At 69.8% G+C, this 18,954-nt stretch carries 15 protein-coding genes; 8 read left to right on the forward strand and 7 right to left on the reverse strand.

The genetic code is table 11. The annotated features are described in order from the left end of the window. Positions 1 to 57: 57 nt before the first annotated feature. Positions 58 to 1,065 (reverse strand): glycosyltransferase, encoded by a 1,008-nt coding sequence (locus tag J2X58_RS15135; protein ID WP_310049130.1) that lies wholly within the window; start codon positions 1,063 to 1,065, stop codon positions 58 to 60. A gap of 4 nt (positions 1,066 to 1,069) precedes the next feature. Continuing rightward, the gene (locus J2X58_RS15140) at positions 1,070 to 2,320 is read right to left on the reverse strand and encodes an O-antigen ligase family protein (protein WP_310049131.1); all 1,251 of its coding nucleotides are present in this window, start codon (positions 2,318 to 2,320) and stop codon (positions 1,070 to 1,072) included. A 174-nt stretch (positions 2,321 to 2,494) separates the two neighbouring features. Here J2X58_RS15140 and J2X58_RS15145 point away from each other — a divergent pair, with 174 nt between their 5' ends. After that, on the forward strand, positions 2,495 to 3,631 hold the full coding sequence (locus J2X58_RS15145; protein ID WP_310049132.1) for a glycosyltransferase: 1,137 nt from the start codon (positions 2,495 to 2,497) through the stop codon (positions 3,629 to 3,631). Here the strand turns inward: J2X58_RS15145 and rsmB are convergent. Genes rsmB through def form a run of 3 tightly spaced genes read right to left on the reverse strand, consistent with a single transcriptional unit; the run spans position 3,592 to position 6,359 of the window. Continuing rightward, on the reverse strand, positions 3,592 to 4,911 hold the full coding sequence (gene rsmB, locus J2X58_RS15150; protein WP_310049133.1) for a 16S rRNA (cytosine(967)-C(5))-methyltransferase RsmB: 1,320 nt from the start codon (positions 4,909 to 4,911) through the stop codon (positions 3,592 to 3,594). The two genes, J2X58_RS15145 and rsmB, sit on opposite strands and share 40 nt — an antisense overlap. Continuing rightward, on the reverse strand, positions 4,908 to 5,852 hold the full coding sequence (fmt, locus tag J2X58_RS15155; protein WP_310049134.1) for a methionyl-tRNA formyltransferase: 945 nt from the start codon (positions 5,850 to 5,852) through the stop codon (positions 4,908 to 4,910). Before fmt ends, rsmB begins: the two co-directional genes overlap by 4 nt. Positions 5,853 to 5,855: 3 nt before the next feature. Beyond that, the gene (gene def / locus J2X58_RS15160; protein ID WP_090058706.1) at positions 5,856 to 6,359 is read right to left on the reverse strand and encodes a peptide deformylase; all 504 of its coding nucleotides are present in this window, start codon (positions 6,357 to 6,359) and stop codon (positions 5,856 to 5,858) included. 207 nt (positions 6,360 to 6,566) lie between these two features. Here def and J2X58_RS15165 point away from each other — a divergent pair, with 207 nt between their 5' ends. The 5 genes from J2X58_RS15165 to J2X58_RS15185 all read left to right on the forward strand — a co-directional run bounded on the left by J2X58_RS15165 (position 6,567) and on the right by J2X58_RS15185 (position 13,621). Next, entirely contained in the window at positions 6,567 to 7,721 is a 1,155-nt protein-coding gene (locus tag J2X58_RS15165) for a LysM domain-containing protein (RefSeq protein WP_310049135.1), read from the forward strand. 174 nt (positions 7,722 to 7,895) lie between these two features. After that, positions 7,896 to 9,032, forward strand: a complete 1,137-nt coding sequence (gene dprA / locus J2X58_RS15170; RefSeq protein ID WP_310049136.1) for a DNA-processing protein DprA — start codon at positions 7,896 to 7,898, stop codon at positions 9,030 to 9,032. A 98-nt stretch (positions 9,033 to 9,130) separates the two neighbouring features. Beyond that, complete coding sequence (locus J2X58_RS15175; RefSeq protein WP_090175198.1) at positions 9,131 to 11,653, forward strand: DNA topoisomerase I; 2,523 nt, start codon at positions 9,131 to 9,133, stop codon at positions 11,651 to 11,653. A gap of 1 nt (position 11,654) precedes the next feature. Next, positions 11,655 to 12,224 (forward strand): Sua5/YciO/YrdC/YwlC family protein, encoded by a 570-nt coding sequence (locus J2X58_RS15180; RefSeq protein ID WP_310049137.1) that lies wholly within the window; start codon positions 11,655 to 11,657, stop codon positions 12,222 to 12,224. Between the two features lie 38 nt (positions 12,225 to 12,262). Then, positions 12,263 to 13,621, forward strand: a complete 1,359-nt coding sequence (locus J2X58_RS15185) for an AMP-binding protein (protein WP_310049138.1) — start codon at positions 12,263 to 12,265, stop codon at positions 13,619 to 13,621. Between the two features lie 15 nt (positions 13,622 to 13,636). On the opposite strand, the gene blaOXA is transcribed toward J2X58_RS15185, so the two are convergent. After that, the gene (gene blaOXA / locus J2X58_RS15190) at positions 13,637 to 14,482 is read right to left on the reverse strand and encodes a class D beta-lactamase (protein ID WP_310049139.1); all 846 of its coding nucleotides are present in this window, start codon (positions 14,480 to 14,482) and stop codon (positions 13,637 to 13,639) included. A gap of 135 nt (positions 14,483 to 14,617) precedes the next feature. On the opposite strand from blaOXA, the gene purD reads away from it, so the two are divergent. Further along, positions 14,618 to 15,901, forward strand: coding sequence for a phosphoribosylamine--glycine ligase (gene purD / locus J2X58_RS15195; RefSeq protein ID WP_310049140.1), 1,284 nt, complete (start codon positions 14,618 to 14,620; stop codon positions 15,899 to 15,901). A gap of 81 nt (positions 15,902 to 15,982) precedes the next feature. Further along, entirely contained in the window at positions 15,983 to 17,857 is a 1,875-nt protein-coding gene (locus J2X58_RS15200; protein WP_310049141.1) for an MFS transporter, read from the forward strand. A gap of 132 nt (positions 17,858 to 17,989) precedes the next feature. On the opposite strand, the gene J2X58_RS15205 is transcribed toward J2X58_RS15200, so the two are convergent. Continuing rightward, positions 17,990 to 18,856 (reverse strand): beta-lactamase induction protein, encoded by an 867-nt coding sequence (locus tag J2X58_RS15205; RefSeq protein ID WP_310049142.1) that lies wholly within the window; start codon positions 18,854 to 18,856, stop codon positions 17,990 to 17,992. Positions 18,857 to 18,954 lie beyond the last annotated feature (98 nt).

Here is an 18,954-nt window from a genome sequence, read left to right on the forward strand (position 1 = left end):
GCAGGACGGTCGTCCTGGCTGACCGGAGTGGTACAGCTCCCCTCGTCGCGGCCATGTCTAGGGTGTCCGGCGCAGCAGTTCGTCGAGGGCGCGGCCGAGGCGCTCGGGGAAGCCGGCCTGGTTGGCCTCGTACCACGCGCGCGCCGCCTGCCCCAATGCCTCGACCTCGGCGTCGGGCATGCGCACGATCCGTTCGACGCACGCTTCCAGCGCCTCGTCGTCGAAATGCCACAGCGTCGCGGCGTTCATCGTGCCGTTTTCGTGCGCTGCCACCCGGATGCCCCGGTCGTCGGTGACCAGCTCGTTCATCGGCGCGCCGTCCGTCGCCAGCACCACGGCGCCGCAGCTCATCGCCTCGACGATGTAATGCCCCCAGCCCTCGGCCTCGGAAAGACAGAGGTGGAAGCGGTGCGTGTTCTGCAGCCGTCGGATGTCTTCGATGTCCGGGACGAACGTCACCCGGTGATCCAGGTTCGGTGCCGCGGGCGGTCGGTCGGTCGCGGCCACCGACGGCGACTGGTACACGTGCAGCGTCGGCCATTCCGGATGCCGGCGCCAGACGTCGAGCAGCCGCTCGGTTCCCTTCATGCGGCTACCGCCGGCCAGGTGCAGGAAGTCGCGGTCGCGCACGATGCCCTCGCGGCGGCAGTCGTCGCTGATGAAGCCGATCTTCGCCGTTCGCAGGCCCTGCGCGCCGAAAGTGGCCATCGCGCTGTCGGTCTTGCACAGGATCGCGTCGAAACGCTCGAGGTGGCGACGATCGCGGCGGCTGAGCCATTCCGGATTCGGCACGAAGGCGTTGCGCCGCGACATGGCCAGGTAGCCGGGATGGACGTGCTCGATCGTCAGTCCGAGATCGAAGCGCCGCGGGCCCCGGCCGGTCATCCAGCGGAACGCCATGGCGATCCGCGCGCCGTACGCGCGCCACGGCAGACCGTGGGTGCGCCGAGGCGCCTGGGTGACGACGACGTCGTGGCCGAGATCGCGCAGCGCCCGCTCGAACAGCCGGATGTCGTGGGCGAGGCCACGGCCGTTGTTCCATGCGATCAGGTTGATCCAGGCCATGGGCTCAGACCCGCTCCGTCGCCGGTGGACGGAGCGCCAGCATGCGCGCGACGTAGACCGCGAAGCCCAGGGTGAGGAAGAAATAGAGCGAATGCGGCATGGGCCGGTAGAAGACGTTGTCGGTCAGGCCGCAAAGCGCGTACATGCATGCGGTGCTGAGGCCCGCGCAGGCGGGCATGGCGATGGCGTCGTCGCGGTCGAAGGCGTGTTGGCCGAAGAAGCCGATGGCGCCGCCGAAGAGGGCGATCAGGAGAAGCAGGCCGGGGATGCCGCCGGTCACCGCCCACTCGAGGTATTCGCTATGCGGATGATCGTAGCGCTCGACGGTGGCGCTGACCTCGCCTTCGGCGATGCGCGCCCGCGCGTAGCCGCCGAACTGGTTGATGCCGACGCCGGTCAGCGGATGCGTCTCGATCGCCATGCTGGCCGTTCGCCACATCTCCAGGCGTTCGCGCACGGCCCCCTGGGTCTCCTGCTCGCCGTACGTCGCGACCTCGTGCTTCACGGCCTCGAGGCGATCGAGCATCTGCCCCTGCAGGGCCATCACGCCGGCGAGCAACGCGCCGACGACGAGGACGAGCACGCCCTGCCGCCAGCGGCCGCTGCGGCGCGACTGGATCAGCACGACGATCGCGAACACCGGCAGGAAGGCGAGCAACGGGCCGCGGCTCTGCGTGAGCACGGCGCCGTACAGGCCCAGCAGCGCCAGCAGGGCGTGGACGACGCGCTCCCAGCGCGGCAGGCCGGCACGCAGGGCCTGCGCGATGGCGATCAGCGAGAGGACCAGCATGAACATGCCGAACTCGATGGCGCCCCACAGACCGTTGTTGACCCCGTAAACGCGATCGATGCCCTCGACGTAGTGCTGTTCGAGGCAGATCACGCCCAGGATGCCGGCGGAGATGCTGATGCCGAGCCGGAGGACGTCGGTACGCAGCGGCGCGGCGAAACACGCCGCGACGACGAGGAACGCGAGCAGGTGCGACATGACGTCGAACTCGCGCCATGGAATGGCGTGGGTGGCGGTATTGACGAGCCAGAAGACGAACGCGGCCGCCGCGGGAACCGTGACCCACGCGGCGCGGCGCCAGGCCCGGCGCGCTTCCGCATCGCGCGCCAGCATCCATAGCCCGAGCAGGAGCAGGGCGGCGGCGGGCACCGATTTGGCCTTGAGGGGCAGGGCGAACGTCAGGGGAGTGACCGCGATCAGCAGCGATACGATCCACATGCGCCACGGGTTGTTTTTGTCGAGCACTCGGCACCTGGCTAAAACGTCGGGACGGCACGGCGGCCGCATCCCATGACGACCGGTGTCGTCGGGGGAGCATGCGAGGGCATGGTACTTTACCGGACGGCCGATGCCGCCCTCGAGCCCCGGTGCGGGCGGGCGGGAATTCAGCTTCGACGTTCCCCCGACCGGCTCCGCGAGATGAAGCTCCTCTTCACCAATTTCCACGATGGCGACGGCGGCGGCCACACCACCTATATCGTCGGGCTCGCGCGCGGCCTCGCCGGCCGGCACGACGTCCACGTGGCCGCGCCCGCCAGCAGCCGGCTGAACCGGGAGGCGCGCGAGATCCCGGGCGTGACGGTGGTCGACCAGCCATTTCCGAACGGCCTGCGCCGCCTGGCGGCCCGGCGCGAGGCGCGCCGGCGGCTGGCGGCCTACCTTCGGCGCGAGCGTTTCGACGTGGTGCACGTCAACGGCTCGGCGGATCACCGGCTCGCGATGTCCGCCCGACGCGGCATCCGCCCCCGGCCACCCATCGTTCTGACCAAGCACAATTCCAAGCCGATGACAGGCATCGGTCACCGCTGGCGCTCGCGCTTCGGCACGGACCAGGTGATCGCGGTGTGCGAGTTCGTGCGCCGCCAGGTGCTGGCGTCGCCGTATGCCCGGTGCCGCGTGGCGACGGTGTTCAACGGTGTCGACATCCATCGCTTCGCGCCGCGTCCGCCCGATCCGGCGGAACGCGACGCGTGGCTGGCGCCGCCGTCCGACGTGCCGCCTCTGCTGATCGGCAGCAACGCGGGCACCGCGCGCTACAAGGGCTGGATGGATCTCGTCGAGGCGCTCGCCGCGCTGGCGCCCGATGAACGCGAACGTTTCCGCGTGGTGCTGGCCGGCGGCATGCCGGGCAGCGACGACCTGGCGAAGGTCGAGGCATTGGGTGTCGCGGGGCAGGTCCGCTTCACGGGCCGGCTGGCCGATGTGCGGCCCATGGTCGCCGCGCTGGACGCGGGATTCGTGCTGTCGTGGGACGTCGAGACGATCTCGTTCGCCTGCCGGGAGATGATGGCGATGGGCAAGCCGGTGCTGGTCAGCGACTACGCGGGTCTGCCGGAGAACATCCGCCCGGGCGAGGACGGTTGGGTGGTGCGTGCCCGCGACCGCGCGGCGATCGCGGCCGCGTTGCGTGCGTTGCTCGCGGCGCGCGGCACGCTTGCCGGCATGGGCGACGCCGCGCGTCGGCATGCGGAAGCGGAGTTCGGCATGGAACGCTTCGTGGACGCCACCGAAGCGGTTTACGCGGCGCTCGTCGCCGACTTTTCCAGCAAGGCGTAATACATCCCGTCGAGGTCGCCGTCGCCGGGCAGGATCTGCCAGCCGATGGCGGCCGGCTGCCCGACCGGCAGGCTGACGGGAACGACCTTGGCGTCGTCGCGTCCGGCGACGAACGTGCCGACCACACCTTCGTTCTCCCGCCGCAGCAGCGAGCAGGTGACGTAGAGGAGTCGCCCGCCGGGGGCGAGCGTGTCCCAGCAGGCCGCGAGGATGCGGCCCTGCTGCGCGACGAGGGCGTCGATGTCCGCGGCACGCCGATGCAGGCGGACGTCCGGCCGCCGGCGGATGACGCCGGTGGCCGAGCAGGGCGCGTCGATCATCATGCGTTCGAACGGGCGGCCGTCCCACCACGCCGAGGTATCGCCGGCATCGGCCACGACCACGCGGGCATCGAGGCCGAGGCGTTCGAGGTTCTGGCGGATGCGCGGCGCGCGTCGCGCCTCGGACTCCACGGCGAGCAAGGCGACATCGGCGCGCTCGATGGCGTGGCAGGCCTTGCCGCCTGGCGCCGCGCACGCGTCGAGCACGTGCTGCCCGTCGGCGAGGTCGAGCAGGTCCGCCGGCACCTGCGCCGCGCCGTCCTGCACCGCGAACAGGCCTTCCGCGAAGCCGGGCAGCCGCGTCACGTCCGTGCTGTGCGGCAGGACGAGGGCGTCGACCAGCCACGCATGCGGTTCGACCGTCTGGCCCGCGCCGCGCAGGGCCTCGGCGACCGCGTCGCGCGTCGCCCGTCGCCGGTTCACCCGCAGCATGAGCGGGGGCTCGATGTTCGCCGCGGCGAGCACGGCCTCGGCGCGGTCGGGCCAGTCGGCCGCGATCGCGTCGGCAAGCCATGCCGGATGCGCGTGACGTGTGGCCGGCGTCGCGTCGAGCGCGGCGAGGTGCGTGTCGCGTTCGCGCTGCCAGCGGCGGAGCACGGCGTTGGCGAGTCCCACGAGGCGCGGGCGACGCAGCTCGCGCACGGCTTCGACGGTGGCGGCCACCGACGCGTAGGCCGGCATTTCGAGCACCTCGAGCTGCACGAGCGCGGTCACCAGCAACGCGTGGATCACCGGTTCGTTACGCCGGATGGGCTTGTCGAGAAGGCGGTCCAGCGCGGCGTCGAAGCGCGGCCACCAGCGCGCGCCCTCGTTGAGCAGGGCGGTGAGCAGGGCGCGGTCGCGGGAGTCCGGCAGGCGCGACAGGGCGCGATCGGCGACCTCGCGCAGCGAATGCCCGGACAGCGCGATGTCCGCCAGCGCTTCGGCGGCCAGGGCGCGTACCGAGATCGCGCGACTCACGACGCGGCCTGCTTCAGCTCCGGGCGGGCGTTGAGGTAATCGGCGATGCCGATGCGCCGTCCGCCGGCGCGCTGCACGGCCAGCAGGCGCAGCGCCCCTTCGGCGCACGCGACATCGATGCCCTCGCGGGAGGCGGCGACGATGCGGCCCGGCTCGGTACCCGCGACGCCTTCGACGGCGCGCGCGGCCCAGATGCGCAGGCGCTCGCCACCGACCTCGGCCTCGGCGACGGGCCAGGGATCGAACGCGCGGACCTTGCGCTCCAGCGCGATGGCCGCTTCGCCGAAGTCGAGCTTCGCTTCCGCCTTGTCGAGCTTGTGCGCGTACATCACGCCGTCTTCGGACTGCGCACGGGCGGCGAGCGTCTCGCCGGCGAGCGTGCGGCGCAGCCCTTCGGCGAGCGCGTCGGCGCCGAGCGCCGAAAGGCGGTCGTGCAGGCTGCCACCCGTCTCGTCCGCCGCGATCGGGGTGCGGCGCTCGATCAGCACCGGGCCGGTATCGAGGCCGGCCTCCATCTGCATCAGATCGACACCGGATTCGCTGTCGCCGGCCAGGATCGCGCGCTGGATCGGCGCGGCGCCACGCCAGCGCGGCAGCAGCGAGGCATGCACGTTCCAGCAGCCGAGCGTCGGAATCGCCAGCACCTTGCGCGGAAGAATGAGGCCGTAGGCGACGACGACCATCAGGTCGGGCGCGTAGGCGGCGAGCCGCTCGCGGTCGCTTTCGGCCTTGAACGATTCGGGCTGCTCGACGGGAATGCCTGCGGCCAGCGCGGCTTCCTTCACCGGGCTCGCGGCCAGCTTGCGGCCGCGGCCCGCGGGGCGGTCGGGCTGCGTGTAGACGGCGACCACCTCGGCGCCGGAGGCGCGGCAGGCGGCGAGACAGGGCACGGCGAAATCAGGGGTGCCGGCGAACACCACGCGCAAGGGACGGACCGCCATGGGTCAGGCGCTGGCCTTGCGCTGTTTCTCCATCCGCTTGAGCAGCATGCCGCGCTTGAGCGGCGACAGGTAGTCGACGAACACCTTGCCGGCGAGATGGTCCATCTCGTGCTGGATGCAGACGGCGAGCGGGCCTTCGGCCTCGACCACGATCTCGTTGCCCTCGACGTCCCGGGCGCGGACCTTCACGTGCAGCGCGCGGGTCACGTCGGCGTAGATACCGGGGAAGGACAGGCAGCCTTCCTGATAGACCTGCTGGCCGTCCTTCTCGAGGATCTCGGGGTTGATCAGCACCATCGGCTCGTTGCGGTCGTCGCTCATGTCGGCGACGAGCACGCGCTTGTGCACGTTCACCTGGGTGGCGGCGAGACCGACGCCGTTGGCGGCATACATGGTCTCGTACATGTCGGCCACGAACTGCTTGAGCTCGGCGTCGAACTCGGTGACGGGCGCGGCGACGGTGCGCAGGCGCGGATCGGGAAACTCGAGGATGGTGAGGGTGGACACGGTGTCACCTTGAACTGTTCACGGGCCGGTGCGGCGCCTTGTCCGCGGATTTGCGGGCAAATCGGCGAAATCCAAGCAGCGGCGACGATAGGATGGCCTCCTATTCTACGCGCGTGCCGGGGGCCGGGCGAGCGCGGGTCACGTATTGTGCCCATTAACGATTCGGTTACACTCGCGACAGCACCGGGGGAAAGGGGAAAACCCGCCATGATCAAGAAGTTCGCCATGCTGCTTGGCGGCATGTTTTTCACCGTGGCCGTCTATGCCGCGGCGTCGCAGATCCGTCCCGACCACCCGGATACGTACACCGTCCGGAAAGGCGACACGCTGTGGGACATCTCGGCGCGTTTCCTCCGCAAGCCCTGGCTCTGGCCCGAGATCTGGCAGGCGAACCCCCAGGTCCGCAATCCCCACCTGATCTACCCCGGCGACGTGCTCAACCTGTCCATGACGGGCGGCGGCCCGCGCATCGGCCTGCAGCCGCGCATCCGCGAAGGCGGCGACGCCGTGACCGCGATCCCGCTGAGCGAGCTGCGCATGTTCCTCAAGGAAATGCGCGTCATGAACGCGGACGACGTCGAGCAGGCGCCGTACCTGGTCGGTTTCGAGGAAGCCCACCTGCGCGCCACCCCGGGCAACAAGCTCTACGCCCGCGACCTCGATTCGGCCCAGCCGGGCCAGCGCTGGGCGATCGTCCGCCCGACCCATCGCTTCCGCGATCACGGCGGCTCGTCCGGCGGCTTGGACGCGCTGAACAACCCGTCGCACGGCTCGTTCGTCGCCGACGAACTCGACAGCGACGTGTCCATGGCGCCGAGCCCCTGGCGCGAAGACTCGCGCCACGACACGCACGTCGGCAAGGGCGCGGACCGCGGCGTCGAGGTGTCCGTGATCGGCACGGCCGAAGTGATCGCCACCAACGGCGACGTCGCCAGCCTCGTGCTGGTCGATTCCACGCTGGAAGTGCGCAAGGGCGATCGCCTGATGCAGGTCGACGACGCGCCATACGATCCGTATTTCTATCCGCATGCGCCGAAGTCGATGCCCGCCGATCCGCGCGTGCTCGGCTTTGCCGACGCCCAGTACGGCGTCGGCAGCCGCCAGGTCATTTCGATCTCCGCGGGCACCGCCGACGGCGTCGACAACGGCACGACCTTCACGGTGATGAGCCAGGGCGAGACCATCAGCGACGAGGTTTCCGGCAACTACAATCGCCGCGGTACCTCGCCGGACGTGAAGCTTCCCGACGAATACGGCGGCCACATCATGGTCTTCCGCACCTTCGACCACGTCAGCTACGCACTTGTGATGGACGCGCTGCGCCCCCTGAAGAAGGGCGACAAGCTGGTGCTCCCCGAGTAAACCGAGGCTTCCGCAGGAGCGGCCCTGGCCGCGACGGGTGCTCGTGCCAGTCATCCCCGTCGCGCGCCGGCGGGCTTCCCACCGTGGTCCCTCAAGGCCCTGGAGGAAATGTCCCTACGCCGATCGACGACGGCCCCGGACATGATCTTCCCCCGCGCGCCCTAAACTGCGCGGATGACCGATTCCGATGCCCGAGACTGGCTGATCCTCCTGCGCATGCCCGGCCTGGGCGCCCGCCGCATCCGCGAGGGGCTGGTGGCCCGGGGCGGGGCAAGGGAGCTTCTCCGTTGGCTGACGCGCCATCCCGAGGTCCTCTCGTCCGAGGGCCGAGCCTGGCTCGAGCAGCCCGACGAAGCGGCGCTCGAGCACGATCTCGCCCGGCTGGCGGGTGACGACCAGCGCCTTCTGCGCTGCACGGAAGAGGATTTCCCGCCGCAGCTGGAAGCGATCCCGGACCCGCCCGCCGCCCTGTTCGTGAAGGGCGACGCCGCGCTCCTGCTCCGGCCGCAGGTGGCCATCGTCGGCGCGCGCCGGGCACTGGAGCCGGGCCTCGCCAATGCCCGGCGCTTCGCCGCCGAACTCGCCGCCGCTGGCCTGCTCGTCACCAGCGGCCTGGCCGATGGCGTGGACGGCGCGGCTCACGAAGCCGCCCTGGCGGCGGGCGAGCCTACCGTGGCCGTCATCGGCACCGGCCCGGACCGGGTGTACCCGCGCAAGCACCACGCGCTGGCGCGGCGCATCGCGGAGCAGGGCGCCATCGTGAGCGAGTACCCGCCGGGCACCCCTGCCCTGGCGCACCACTTCCCGAACCGGAACCGCATCATCGCGGGCCTCAGTCTCGGCGTCGTGGTGATCGAGGCCGGGCTGCGCTCCGGGTCGCTGATCACGGCGCGCGTGGCGGGGGAGCAGGGGCGCGAGGTCTTCGCGCTGCCGGGGTCCATCCACAATCCGCTGGCCGACGGCTGCCATTCCCTGATCGCGGACGGCGCGCGGCTCGTCCAGCGCGCCGACGAGGTGCTCGCCGCCCTGGCTCCCGCGGCCAGGGAACTGGGGGCGGAGCTGCGGGCCCGGCTGGAGCGCGGCGAGCCCGCCACGGGGGCGCCCCGGCGCAAGACGGCCCCGTTCGACTGGCGCCAGGATGAGGAATATCGCCGCCTGCTGGACGTCATGGGGTACGATCCCGCCTCCCTCGACGCCCTGGTGGACGCGACGGGCCTCTCCCCGGGGGCGCTGTCGTCGATGCTGCTGATTCTGGAACTGGAAGGCGAAACCGCCACCCTCCCGGGAAACCAGTACCAGCGCGTGGTTTGACCGCTGGCGGCTTGACAGTCGTCGGCGCGATGTGTTCCCACTAAATATATACATGAGCTGGGGTCCACTCGCCCCGCGACCCTCGGAATCGGTAACGAATGGCAAAGAACCTCCTCATCGTCGAATCGCCGGCGAAAGCCAAGACGATCAACAAGTACCTGGGAGCCGACTTCCAGGTGTTGGCGTCGTATGGCCACGTCCGCGATCTCCGGCCGAAAGAGGGCGCCGTCGATCCCGAGCACGGTTTCGCCATGGCCTACGAGGTCATCGACCGCAACGAGAAACACGTGGACGCCATCGCCAAGGCGGCGCGGGCGGCCAGCAGCATCTACCTCGCGACCGACTTGGATCGCGAAGGCGAGGCGATCTCCTGGCACATCAGCGAGATCCTCAAGGAGCGCGGCCTGCTCGAAGGCAAGGACGTCCAGCGCGTGGTCTTCAGCGAGATCACGCCGAAGGCCATCAAGGAGGCCGTCGCCAACCCGCGCAAGCTTTCGCACGACCTCGTCGACGCCCAGCAGGCGCGTCGCGCGCTGGACTACCTGGTCGGTTTCAACCTCTCGCCCGTGCTGTGGCGCAAGGTGCAGCGCGGCCTGTCCGCCGGCCGCGTGCAGTCGCCGGCGCTGCGCATGATCGTCGAGCGCGAGCTCGAGATCGAAGCCTTCAAGGCGCGCGAGTACTGGACGATCCAGGCCGGCCTCGCCCACAAGGACGGCGCGTTCGACGCCCGCCTGGTCAAGCTGCACGGCAAGAAGTTCGAACAGTTCGACCTCACCAACGAGCAGGACGCCATGGCGGCGCGCGCCTCGCTCGAAAAGGCGGCCGCGGGCCGCTTCACGGTGGGCGAAGTCACGAGCCGCGAGCGCAAGCGTCGCCCCGCGCCGCCGTTCACCACCTCGACGCTGCAGCAGGAGGCCGCGCGCAAGCTGGGCTTTTCCACCAGCCGCACGATGCGCGTGGCGCAGGGCCTCTATGAAGGCGTGGCGCTCGGTGCCGAGGGTAACGTCGGCCTGATCACCTACATGCGTACCGATTCGGTGGCGCTTTCCGACGACGCCGTGGCCGAACTGCGCGACCTGATCGGGCGCGAATACGGCAAGGGCGCGCTGCCCGATGCCGTGCAGGTCTACAAGTCGAAGTCGAAGAACGCGCAGGAAGCCCACGAAGCCGTGCGCCCGACCTCGGCGATGCGTATTCCGCGCAGCGTGGCCTCGTACCTCAACGACGACCAGCGCAAGCTCTACGAACTGATCTGGAAGCGCACCGTCGCGTGCCAGATGATCCACGCCACCATGAACACGGTGTCGGTGGAATTCCCGGTCGGCGACTCGGCGTTCCGCTCGACGGGCACCACCGTCATCGATCCGGGCTTCCTCGCCGTGTACGAGGAAGGCCGCGACCAGAAGACCGACGATGACGACGACCAGCGCCGCCTGCCGCTGCTGAAGCAGGGCGACGTCGTGCCGGTGTCGCAGATCGCCGCCGACCAGCACTTCACCGAGCCGCCGCCGCGTTATTCGGAAGCGAGCCTCGTCAAGGCGCTCGAGGAATACGGCATCGGCCGTCCGTCGACCTACGCCAGCATCATCCAGGTGCTGCTCAGCCGCGAATACGTCCTGCTCGACAGCCGTCGCTTCAAGCCGACCGATGTCGGCCGCGCGGTCAGCCAGTTCCTCTCCGGTCACTTCACGCAGTACGTCGATTACGACTTCACGGCGCGCCTCGAAGACGAGCTCGACGCGGTGAGCCGTGGCGAGGAGGCGTGGGTGCCGCTGCTGGAGCGCTTCTGGCTTCCGTTCAAGACGCTGGTCGACGACAAGACCGAAACCGTCGACCGCAACGAGGCCACCGGCGCGCGCGAACTCGGTACCGATCCGAAGAGCGGCAAGCCTGTCTCGGTTCGTCTCGGCCGCTACGGCGCCTACGCGCAGATCGGCAGCAAGGACGACGAGGACAAGCCCACCTACGCCAGCCTGCGTCCCGGCCAGAGCATGCACACGATCACGCTCGACGAGGCGATGGAGCTCTTCAAGCTGCCGCGAACGCTGGGGCAGTCGGAAGCCGGCGAAGACGTCACGGTCGGTATCGGCCGCTTCGGCCCGTTCGTGAAGCAGGGCAGCACCTACGCGTCGCTGAAGCCCGAGGACGATCCGTACGTGATCGAGCTTCCGCGTGCGCTGCAGCTCGTGCAGGAAAAACTCGAAGCGATCGCCAACCGGACGATCCTCGACTTCGGCAACGGCACGCAGGTGCTCAATGGCCGCTACGGTCCGTACATCACCGACGGCGAGAAGAACGCGCGCATCCCGAAGGACCGCGATCCGAAGACGCTCACCGAAGCGGAGTGCGCCGAGTTGCTCGCGGCCGCGCCGGTGAAGAAGCCGCGCGGCGGTCGTGCCGCGAAGAAGACCGCGACCAAGAAGGCCGCCGCGAAGAAGACGGCGACGACGAAGGTCGCGGCGAAGAAGGCGCCCGCGAAGAAGGCCGCGGCGAAAAAGGCCACGAAGAAGACCGCGACGAAGAAGGCCGCCGCGAAGAAGACGACGGCCAAGACCACGGCCGTGAAGAAGGCCGCGGCGAAGAAGACCGCGAGCAAGACGGCGTCGTCCGCGGCCGAGTGACATGCGGCGCTTCGACCTTTCGTCCGTCGGTGAGGCCGCCGCGCTCCTGCGCGAGGGCGGCGTCCTGGCCTATCCCACGGAGGCCGTGTTCGGTCTCGGTTGCGATCCCCACGATCGCGAGGCGTTCGAGCGCCTGTTCGCGCTGAAGGGTCGCCCAGCGACGCAGGGCGTCCTGCTGATCGCGTCGGACTTCGCCCAGGTCGAGCGCTACATCGATCGCGCGCAGGTGCCCGACGCCGTGCTGGCGCAGGTGCTCGCCTCGTGGCCCGGCCCGAACACCTGGATCTTCCCGCGCAGCGCCGAGGTCCCCGACTGGGTGGCCGGCGCCCATGCGGGCATCGCGCTGCGGGTGACGGCGCACGAGCCGGCCGCCGCCCTCTGCCGCGCCTTCGGCGCGCCACTGGTCTCCACCAGCGCGAACCCGCATGGCGAGCCGCCGGCGCGCGACGTCGCCACGCTCGAACGCTACTTTGGCGAGCGGCTCGACGCCGCGCTGGACGCCCCCCTCGGTGGCCTGGATAGGCCGACGGTCATCCGCGACGCCCTGAGCGGCGCTATGATCCGCGCCTGATCCGGGGGGAAGAGCCGTTGGCCACGAACGTTCATGAAATGACCGGGCGCCTGCATGGGACGCCCCTGCCGCTGCTCGTCGGGTCGCTGTCCCGCCCGGTGGCGTGGCGCGACGGCAAGGCGGTGAGTGCGGGCGTGTTCCTGGCGCACGTGCGCCGCGTCGCCGCGATGCTGCCCGACGCCGACAGCGCGGTGAACCTGTGCGAGGACCGCTACGCGTTCCTCGTCGCCTTCGCGGCGCTGCTCGTGCGCGGCCAGACGAACCTGCTTCCGCCGTCGCGCGCGCCGCACGCCGTGGACGAGGCGATGGCCGGGCATCCCGGCTCGTACGCGATCGGTGAGCTCGATCTGTCGCCCGCGCCCTCGGGCTACGTGCGCATGCCGGCGCTGGCCGCGGATGAGACGCCCGAATCCATCGTGCCGATGATTCCGGCCGACGCCGTCGTCGCGATCGGATACACCTCCGGCTCGACGGGCCGGCCGAAGCCCAACGTGAAGACCTGGGGCAGCTTCGTCGCCAGCAACGCGGGCAACGCCGCCATGCTCGAGAGGGTCATCGGCGCGTCGTTCGATGTCGTCGCCACCGTGCCGCCGCAGCACATGTACGGCATGGAGATGTCCGTGCTGATGCCGCTGCTGTCGGAAGTGAGCGTGCACGCGGGGCGACCGTTCTTCCCCGCGGATGTCGCGACGGCGCTGGCCAGCATGCCCGAGCCGCGCGTGCTCGTGACGACGCCCGTGCACCTGCGCGCGCTCGTCGAATCCGGTGTCGCGTTGCCGACGCTGGCGGCGTTCGTCTCGGCGACGGCGCCCATGCCCGTCGATCTCGCGACCACCGCCGAGCGGCGCTTCGGCGCGCCGCTGTACGAAGTCTTCGGCTCGACGGAAACCTGCGTGTTCGCGAGCCGCCGTACGTCGACCGACGACGACTGGACGCTGTACGGGAACACGTCGCTGCATCCGCAGCCGGACGGCACCCTCGTGCATGCGCCGCAGCTGGAAGCGCCCATCGCGCTCGCCGACATCGTCTCGCTGCATGACGAGGGGCGCCGCTTCCGCCTGTGCGGACGCAACACCGACCTGCTGGAAATCGCCGGCAAGCGCGCCTCGCTCGGCGATCTCAACCGTCGCCTGCTGTCGATCGACGGAGTGCGCGACGGCGTGCTGTTCCAGCTCGACGAGGCCGATGCCTCCGGCGTCCGTCGTATCGCGGCGCTGGTCGTCGCGCCCGGCATGACCGAGCAGGCAGTGCTCGCGGCGCTGCGCCATGCGATGGATCCGGTGTTCCTGCCGCGTCCATTGCGAATCGTCGCATCGCTGCCCCGCAACGAAACCGGCAAGCTGCCGCGCGAGCACCTGCTGCAGGCGCTGCGCGGCACGGACACGCCCGCCCCGTAACGGGGCGCTCGCGCGTCAGCGGTCGCCGAGCGCGCCCATCGCTTCGAGGATTTCCCGCCCGATGGCGACGCGCTTGCCCGCGTCGTCGGCGGTCACCACGTCCATGTTCAGCGCGAAGAACCAGCGCTTGCCGCCGTGTTCCACCCAGCCCACATACCAGCCGATGCCCGCCTCCTCCGCGGTGCCGTCGAGGCGCGCGTCGAGCTGCGGTCCCCAGCCGGTCTTGGCGTGCAGCACGTAACCCGGCGCGGCTTCGTAGATCGTGATGCGACGGACGATCTCCTGCGCGCGCTCCGAGAACGGCAGCGTGCCGTCCGCCAGGCGGCGCAGGAACGCGACCTGTTGCTCGGCCGAGATCCGCAGCTTGCCGGACAGCCAGAACTGGTCGATGCCGCCGCCGATGTCGCGATTGCCGTAACCGACCTTGTCGATCCACGACTGCATGCGCGCCTGCCCGGCGCGGCGGGCCACCTCCTGGTAGAACCAGACGGTGGAGTAGCGCATGCCGCTGGCGAGGCTGTTCGGCCGGTTCCATTCCTTGTTCGGCTTGCCGGCCATCGTTCGGACCTTGCCGTCCCACGGAATCGTCTCGAACTCGTCCGACACGGCCCCCGTCTCGATGGCGACGAGCGCGTTGAAGACCTTGAACGTGGAGGCGGGAAGGTAAGGGTGGCGGGCGCGCATGGCGTCGTAGACGTGCATGCTGTCGGCGCCCTCGTCGTAGACGAGCATGGTGCCGCGGACGCCGGCGTCCGCGAACGTCTTGCCCCATTCCGGATGCTCCTTCCACGCGGCGGCATGGCTCGTGGCGGAGGCCACGAGGGCGAACAGGGCGGCGAGTAACGTGGGAAGGCGGGCCATGCGGTCGATCTCCTGGGGTCGGGAGCCCGAGCTTCGGCCGGTTACGAGGGGCGGCGGAGGCGGCGATCTGGCCTTTCGCGGGCAGTCGGGGCGAGGTGCCGGGTAGAATGGGCGGTCCTTGGTCCGGAGAATCCCATGAAAGTCCTCGTCATCGGCAGCGGCGGTCGCGAACACGCGCTGGCCTGGAAGCTCGCGCAGTCCCCGCGCGTGGACGAGGTCGTCGTGGCGCCGGGCAACGCCGGCACGGCGCGGGAGCCGAAACTTCGCAACGCGCCGGTCGCCGTCACCGATATCGACGGCCTGGTCGCCCTGGCGAACGCCGAGGGTGTGAGCCTGACCGTCGTCGGCCCCGAGGTCCCGCTGGTGGCGGGCGTCGTGGATCGTTTCGCGCGCGAAGGCCTCCGCTGCTTCGGCCCCACCGCGGCCGCCGCGCAGCTCGAAGGGAGCAAGGCGTTCGCGAAGGATTTCCTCGCGCGCCACGGCATCCCCACCGCGCACTACGCCGTGTTCACCGAGCTGGCACCGGCGCTCGCGCACGTTCGCGAGAAGGGCGCGCCGATCGTCATCAAGGCCGACGGCCTCGCGGCGGGCAAGGGCGTCGTCGTGGCGATGACGCTCGGCGAGGCCGAGGCGGCGCTGGAAGACATGCTGGGCCAGCAGGCGTTCGGCGACGCGTCCTCGCGTGTCGTGATCGAGGAGTTCCTCGACGGCGAGGAGGCGAGCTTCATCGTGATCGCCGATGGCACGCGCGCGTTGCCCATGGCGACGAGCCAGGACCACAAGCGCCGCGACGATGGCGACAAGGGTCCGAACACGGGCGGCATGGGCGCTTACTCGCCGGCGCCGGTCGTGACCGACGAAGTCTCGGCGCGCGTGATGCGCGAGATCATCGAGCCCACGCTCGCCGGCATGATCGCCGATGGTGCGCCGTTCACCGGGTTCCTCTATGCGGGCCTCATGATCGACCGCTCGGGCGCACCGAAGGTCATCGAATTCAACGTGCGCTTCGGCGATCCCGAAACGCAGCCGATCATGCTGCGCCTGCGCTCGGACCTCGTCGAACTGGTCGAAGCGGCGCTCGACGGTGACATCGGCCGCGTCGAGGCCGAATGGGATCCGCGTCCGTCGCTCGGCATCGTGCTCGCGGCCGGCGGCTATCCCGGCAAGGTGCGTGGCGGCGATCCCATCGAGGGCGCGGATGCGGCGTTTGGTGACGACGTGAAGGTTTTCCACGCCGGCACCGCGATCGGAGCGAACGGCGCGCCGGTCAGCGCCGGCGGTCGCGTGCTGACCGTGTGCGCCCTCGGTGCCGATCTGGCGGAAGCGCGGACGAAAGCCTATGCGGCCATCGCCGGTATCGGGCTCGAAGGGTCGTTCTACCGCCACGACATCGCGCATCGGGCGCTCGACCGGCGCTGACGATCGCAGGCGGCCGTCGCGCCGGCCCACCGTGACATGGGCTCCATTACACTTCCGTCGACTTCATCGACGGAACGGCCCATGTCCCAGTTTTCCCTGCTGACCAAGCGGCGTTTCGCCCCGTTTTTCTGGACGCAGGCGCTCGGGGCGTTCAACGACAACGCGTTCCGCAACGCGATGGTCATGCTCGTGGCGTTCCAGATGGCGCTGCCGGACACGCAGGTATCGCTCTACACCAACCTCGCGCCGGCCCTGTTCATCCTTCCGTACTTCCTGTTCTCGGCCACCGCGGGACAGCTCGCCGAGAAGTTCGAGAAGACGCGGATCATCCGTTACGTGAAGCTCTTCGAGATCGCCGCCATGTCGATCGCGGCGATCGGATTCTTCACGCACCACGTGTCGCTGCTGCTCGTCGTGCTGTTCCTGATGGGCGTGCATTCCACGGTGTTCGGGCCGATCAAGTATTCGATCCTCCCGCAGGCGCTGGAGCGCAGTGAGCTCGTTGGCGGCAACGCGCTCGTCGAAACCGGCACGCAGCTGGCGATGCTCATCGGCATGATCGTCGGCAACTCGCTGATGCTGATCGCGGGGTACGGCACGCTGGCCGCGTCGCTGACGACCATCGCGGTCGCCTGCGCGGGCTATCTGGTCTGCCGCGCGATTCCGTCCGCGCCCGCCACGGCTCCCGACCTGCGGTTCAACTGGAATCCGCTGAGCGAGACGTGGCGCGTGCTGAAGATCACGCACGAGGACCGCGCGGTGTTCAACGCGGTGCTCGGCATCTCGTGGTTCTGGTTCTTCGGCACCGTGATGATCGCGCAGCTGCCGAATTACACACGGCACACGCTGGGTGGCGACGGATCGGTCAACACGCTCGTGCTGACGCTGTTCTCGCTCGGCACCGGCATCGGCTCGCTGTTGTGCGAGAAGCTGTCGGGCAAGCGCGTCGAGATCGGGCTCGTGCCCATGGGCGCGTTCGGCCTGACGGTGTTCGCGGTCGATCTCTTCTTCGCGCGTCTTGGCGTCGCGGCGGGCGCGGGTCTCGGCTGGACGGCGTTCGCCGCCGCGCCGGGCGCGTGGCGCGTGATGCTCGACCTGACGATGATCGGCGCGTTCGCGGGCTTCTACGTGGTGCCGCTGTTCGCGTTCGTGCAGAGCCGCGCACCGCGGGAGCGGCTCTCGCGCATCATCGCCGGCAACAACATCGTCAACGCGCTGCTGATCTGCCTCGCATCGGGCTTCGGCATCGGCCTTACGGCGATGGGTATCGACGTGCCGACGATCTTCCTGATCACCGGCATCGTGAACGTCGCGGTCGCGGTGTACATCTTCACGCTCGTGCCCGAATTCCTGATGCGCTTCATCACCTGGGTGCTGGTCAACACGCTTTACCGCGTGCGCGTGGACGGGCTGCGCAACGTTCCCGATGAAGGCGCGGCGCTCGTGGTGTGCAACCACGTGAGTTTCATGGATCCGCTGATCCTGATGGCGAGCGTGCGTCGCCCGATGCGCTTCGTCATGTATTACAAGATCTACGAACTTCCGCTGCTGCGCTTCGTCTTCCGCACGGCGAAGGCGATCCCGATCGCGGGGCGCAACGAGGATCCCGCCTTGATGGAGCGCGCGTTCGAACTCGTGGACGAGGCGCTGGCCAACGGTGAAGTGGTGTGCATCTTTCCGGAAGGCGGCATCACGCGCGACGGCAGCATCCAGAACTTCCGCCCCGGCGTGGACCGTATCCTCGCGCGCCGCCCGGTGCCCGTCGTGCCGCTGGCGCTGCGCGGGATGTGGGGCAGCATCTTCAGCCGCCGCGACAGCGCGCTTCGCCGCGCGCGCCTGCCACGCCGCTTCTGGTCGCGGATCGAGCTGGTGGGAGGAACACCGGTGCCGGCAGGCGAGGCGAGCGCGGCATCGCTGGAAGCGCGCGTGTCGCAGCTACGCGGCGAAAGCGCCTAGTGGGAGCGGACCCGGCCGCGACAGCTTTTCGCCGCGGTTCTGGTCACGCGCCAGCTCGCAGGGTGGGGCGAAAAGCTGTCGCGGCCAGGTCCGCTCCCACAGTGCGGCTTCTGGTTTCAGGTTTTAAGGTTTTCAGGCGAACCAGGCGGCCAGGACGATCACGGCGACGACGGCCAGCCAGACGACCAGCACGCGGCGGATGACGCGGCGGGCGTCTTCCAGTTCGGCGATCGGGTCGCTGACGTCCTGCACGTAGCCGTCGCCGGCCTCGACATCTGCGTCGACGCCCGCGCGCGCCACCGCGCCGAGGAAGTCGGGTTCCAGTCGCGTGCGTGGGCTGCCGGAGGTGCGGTGCCAGGTCTTCCAGGCGCCCATCACGGCGTCGAAGTCGGAGACCAGCGCCATCGCGAACACCATCAGGTGCGCGGGAATCCAGTCGAGCGCGTCGGCCACGCGGCGTGCGGCGGCACGCGTCGCGCTGTCCAGCGCGAGCGCGGCGTCGCGGCCGAGCACCTGCGCGAGCCGGTAGCCCAGCGCGCCGGCGGGACCGAGCAGGAAGAACCACAGCAGCACGCCGAAACGGCGACGCAGCGCGCCGTAGAACGCCGCTTCCACCAGCACGGGCGCGAACCAGCCGAGCGGCGCGTCGTCGTGGCGCAGTGCCGCGACCGCTTCGTCGCGACGCAGCGTGTCGGGTGCGCGCAGGATCGCGTCGATGTCGTTCTCGATCTCGCGGGGACCGAGGGCGTAGACGAGCACCAGCACCGCGAAGGCGAGCCAGGCGAGGTCGAAGAAGGGCAGGGACTGCAGGACGCCGCCGATGATCGCGCATGCGACGACCGGCACGAGCAGGACGATCGCGACACGTCCCGCGCCCGAAGTATCGCCGAGCCGGTTCACGAGTCCACGGAACCAGCGGTCGTCGCGCCAGCGCGACAGCTGCGGCACGCTCCAGGCGACGACGAGGGCGATCAGGACGGCGAGAAGGCGTAGGGCCATGGGCGAGGACTATCCGCGGTTCGTTGGCCCGATTGTAGGCGATGCACGAGATGTAGGAGCGCACCTGGGCGCGATTAGCTCTTCGCCCCAGTCTGAAC

It is taken from the genome of Luteibacter sp. 3190, from assembly GCF_031456385.1.
Lineage (GTDB): Bacteria > Pseudomonadota > Gammaproteobacteria > Xanthomonadales > Rhodanobacteraceae > Luteibacter.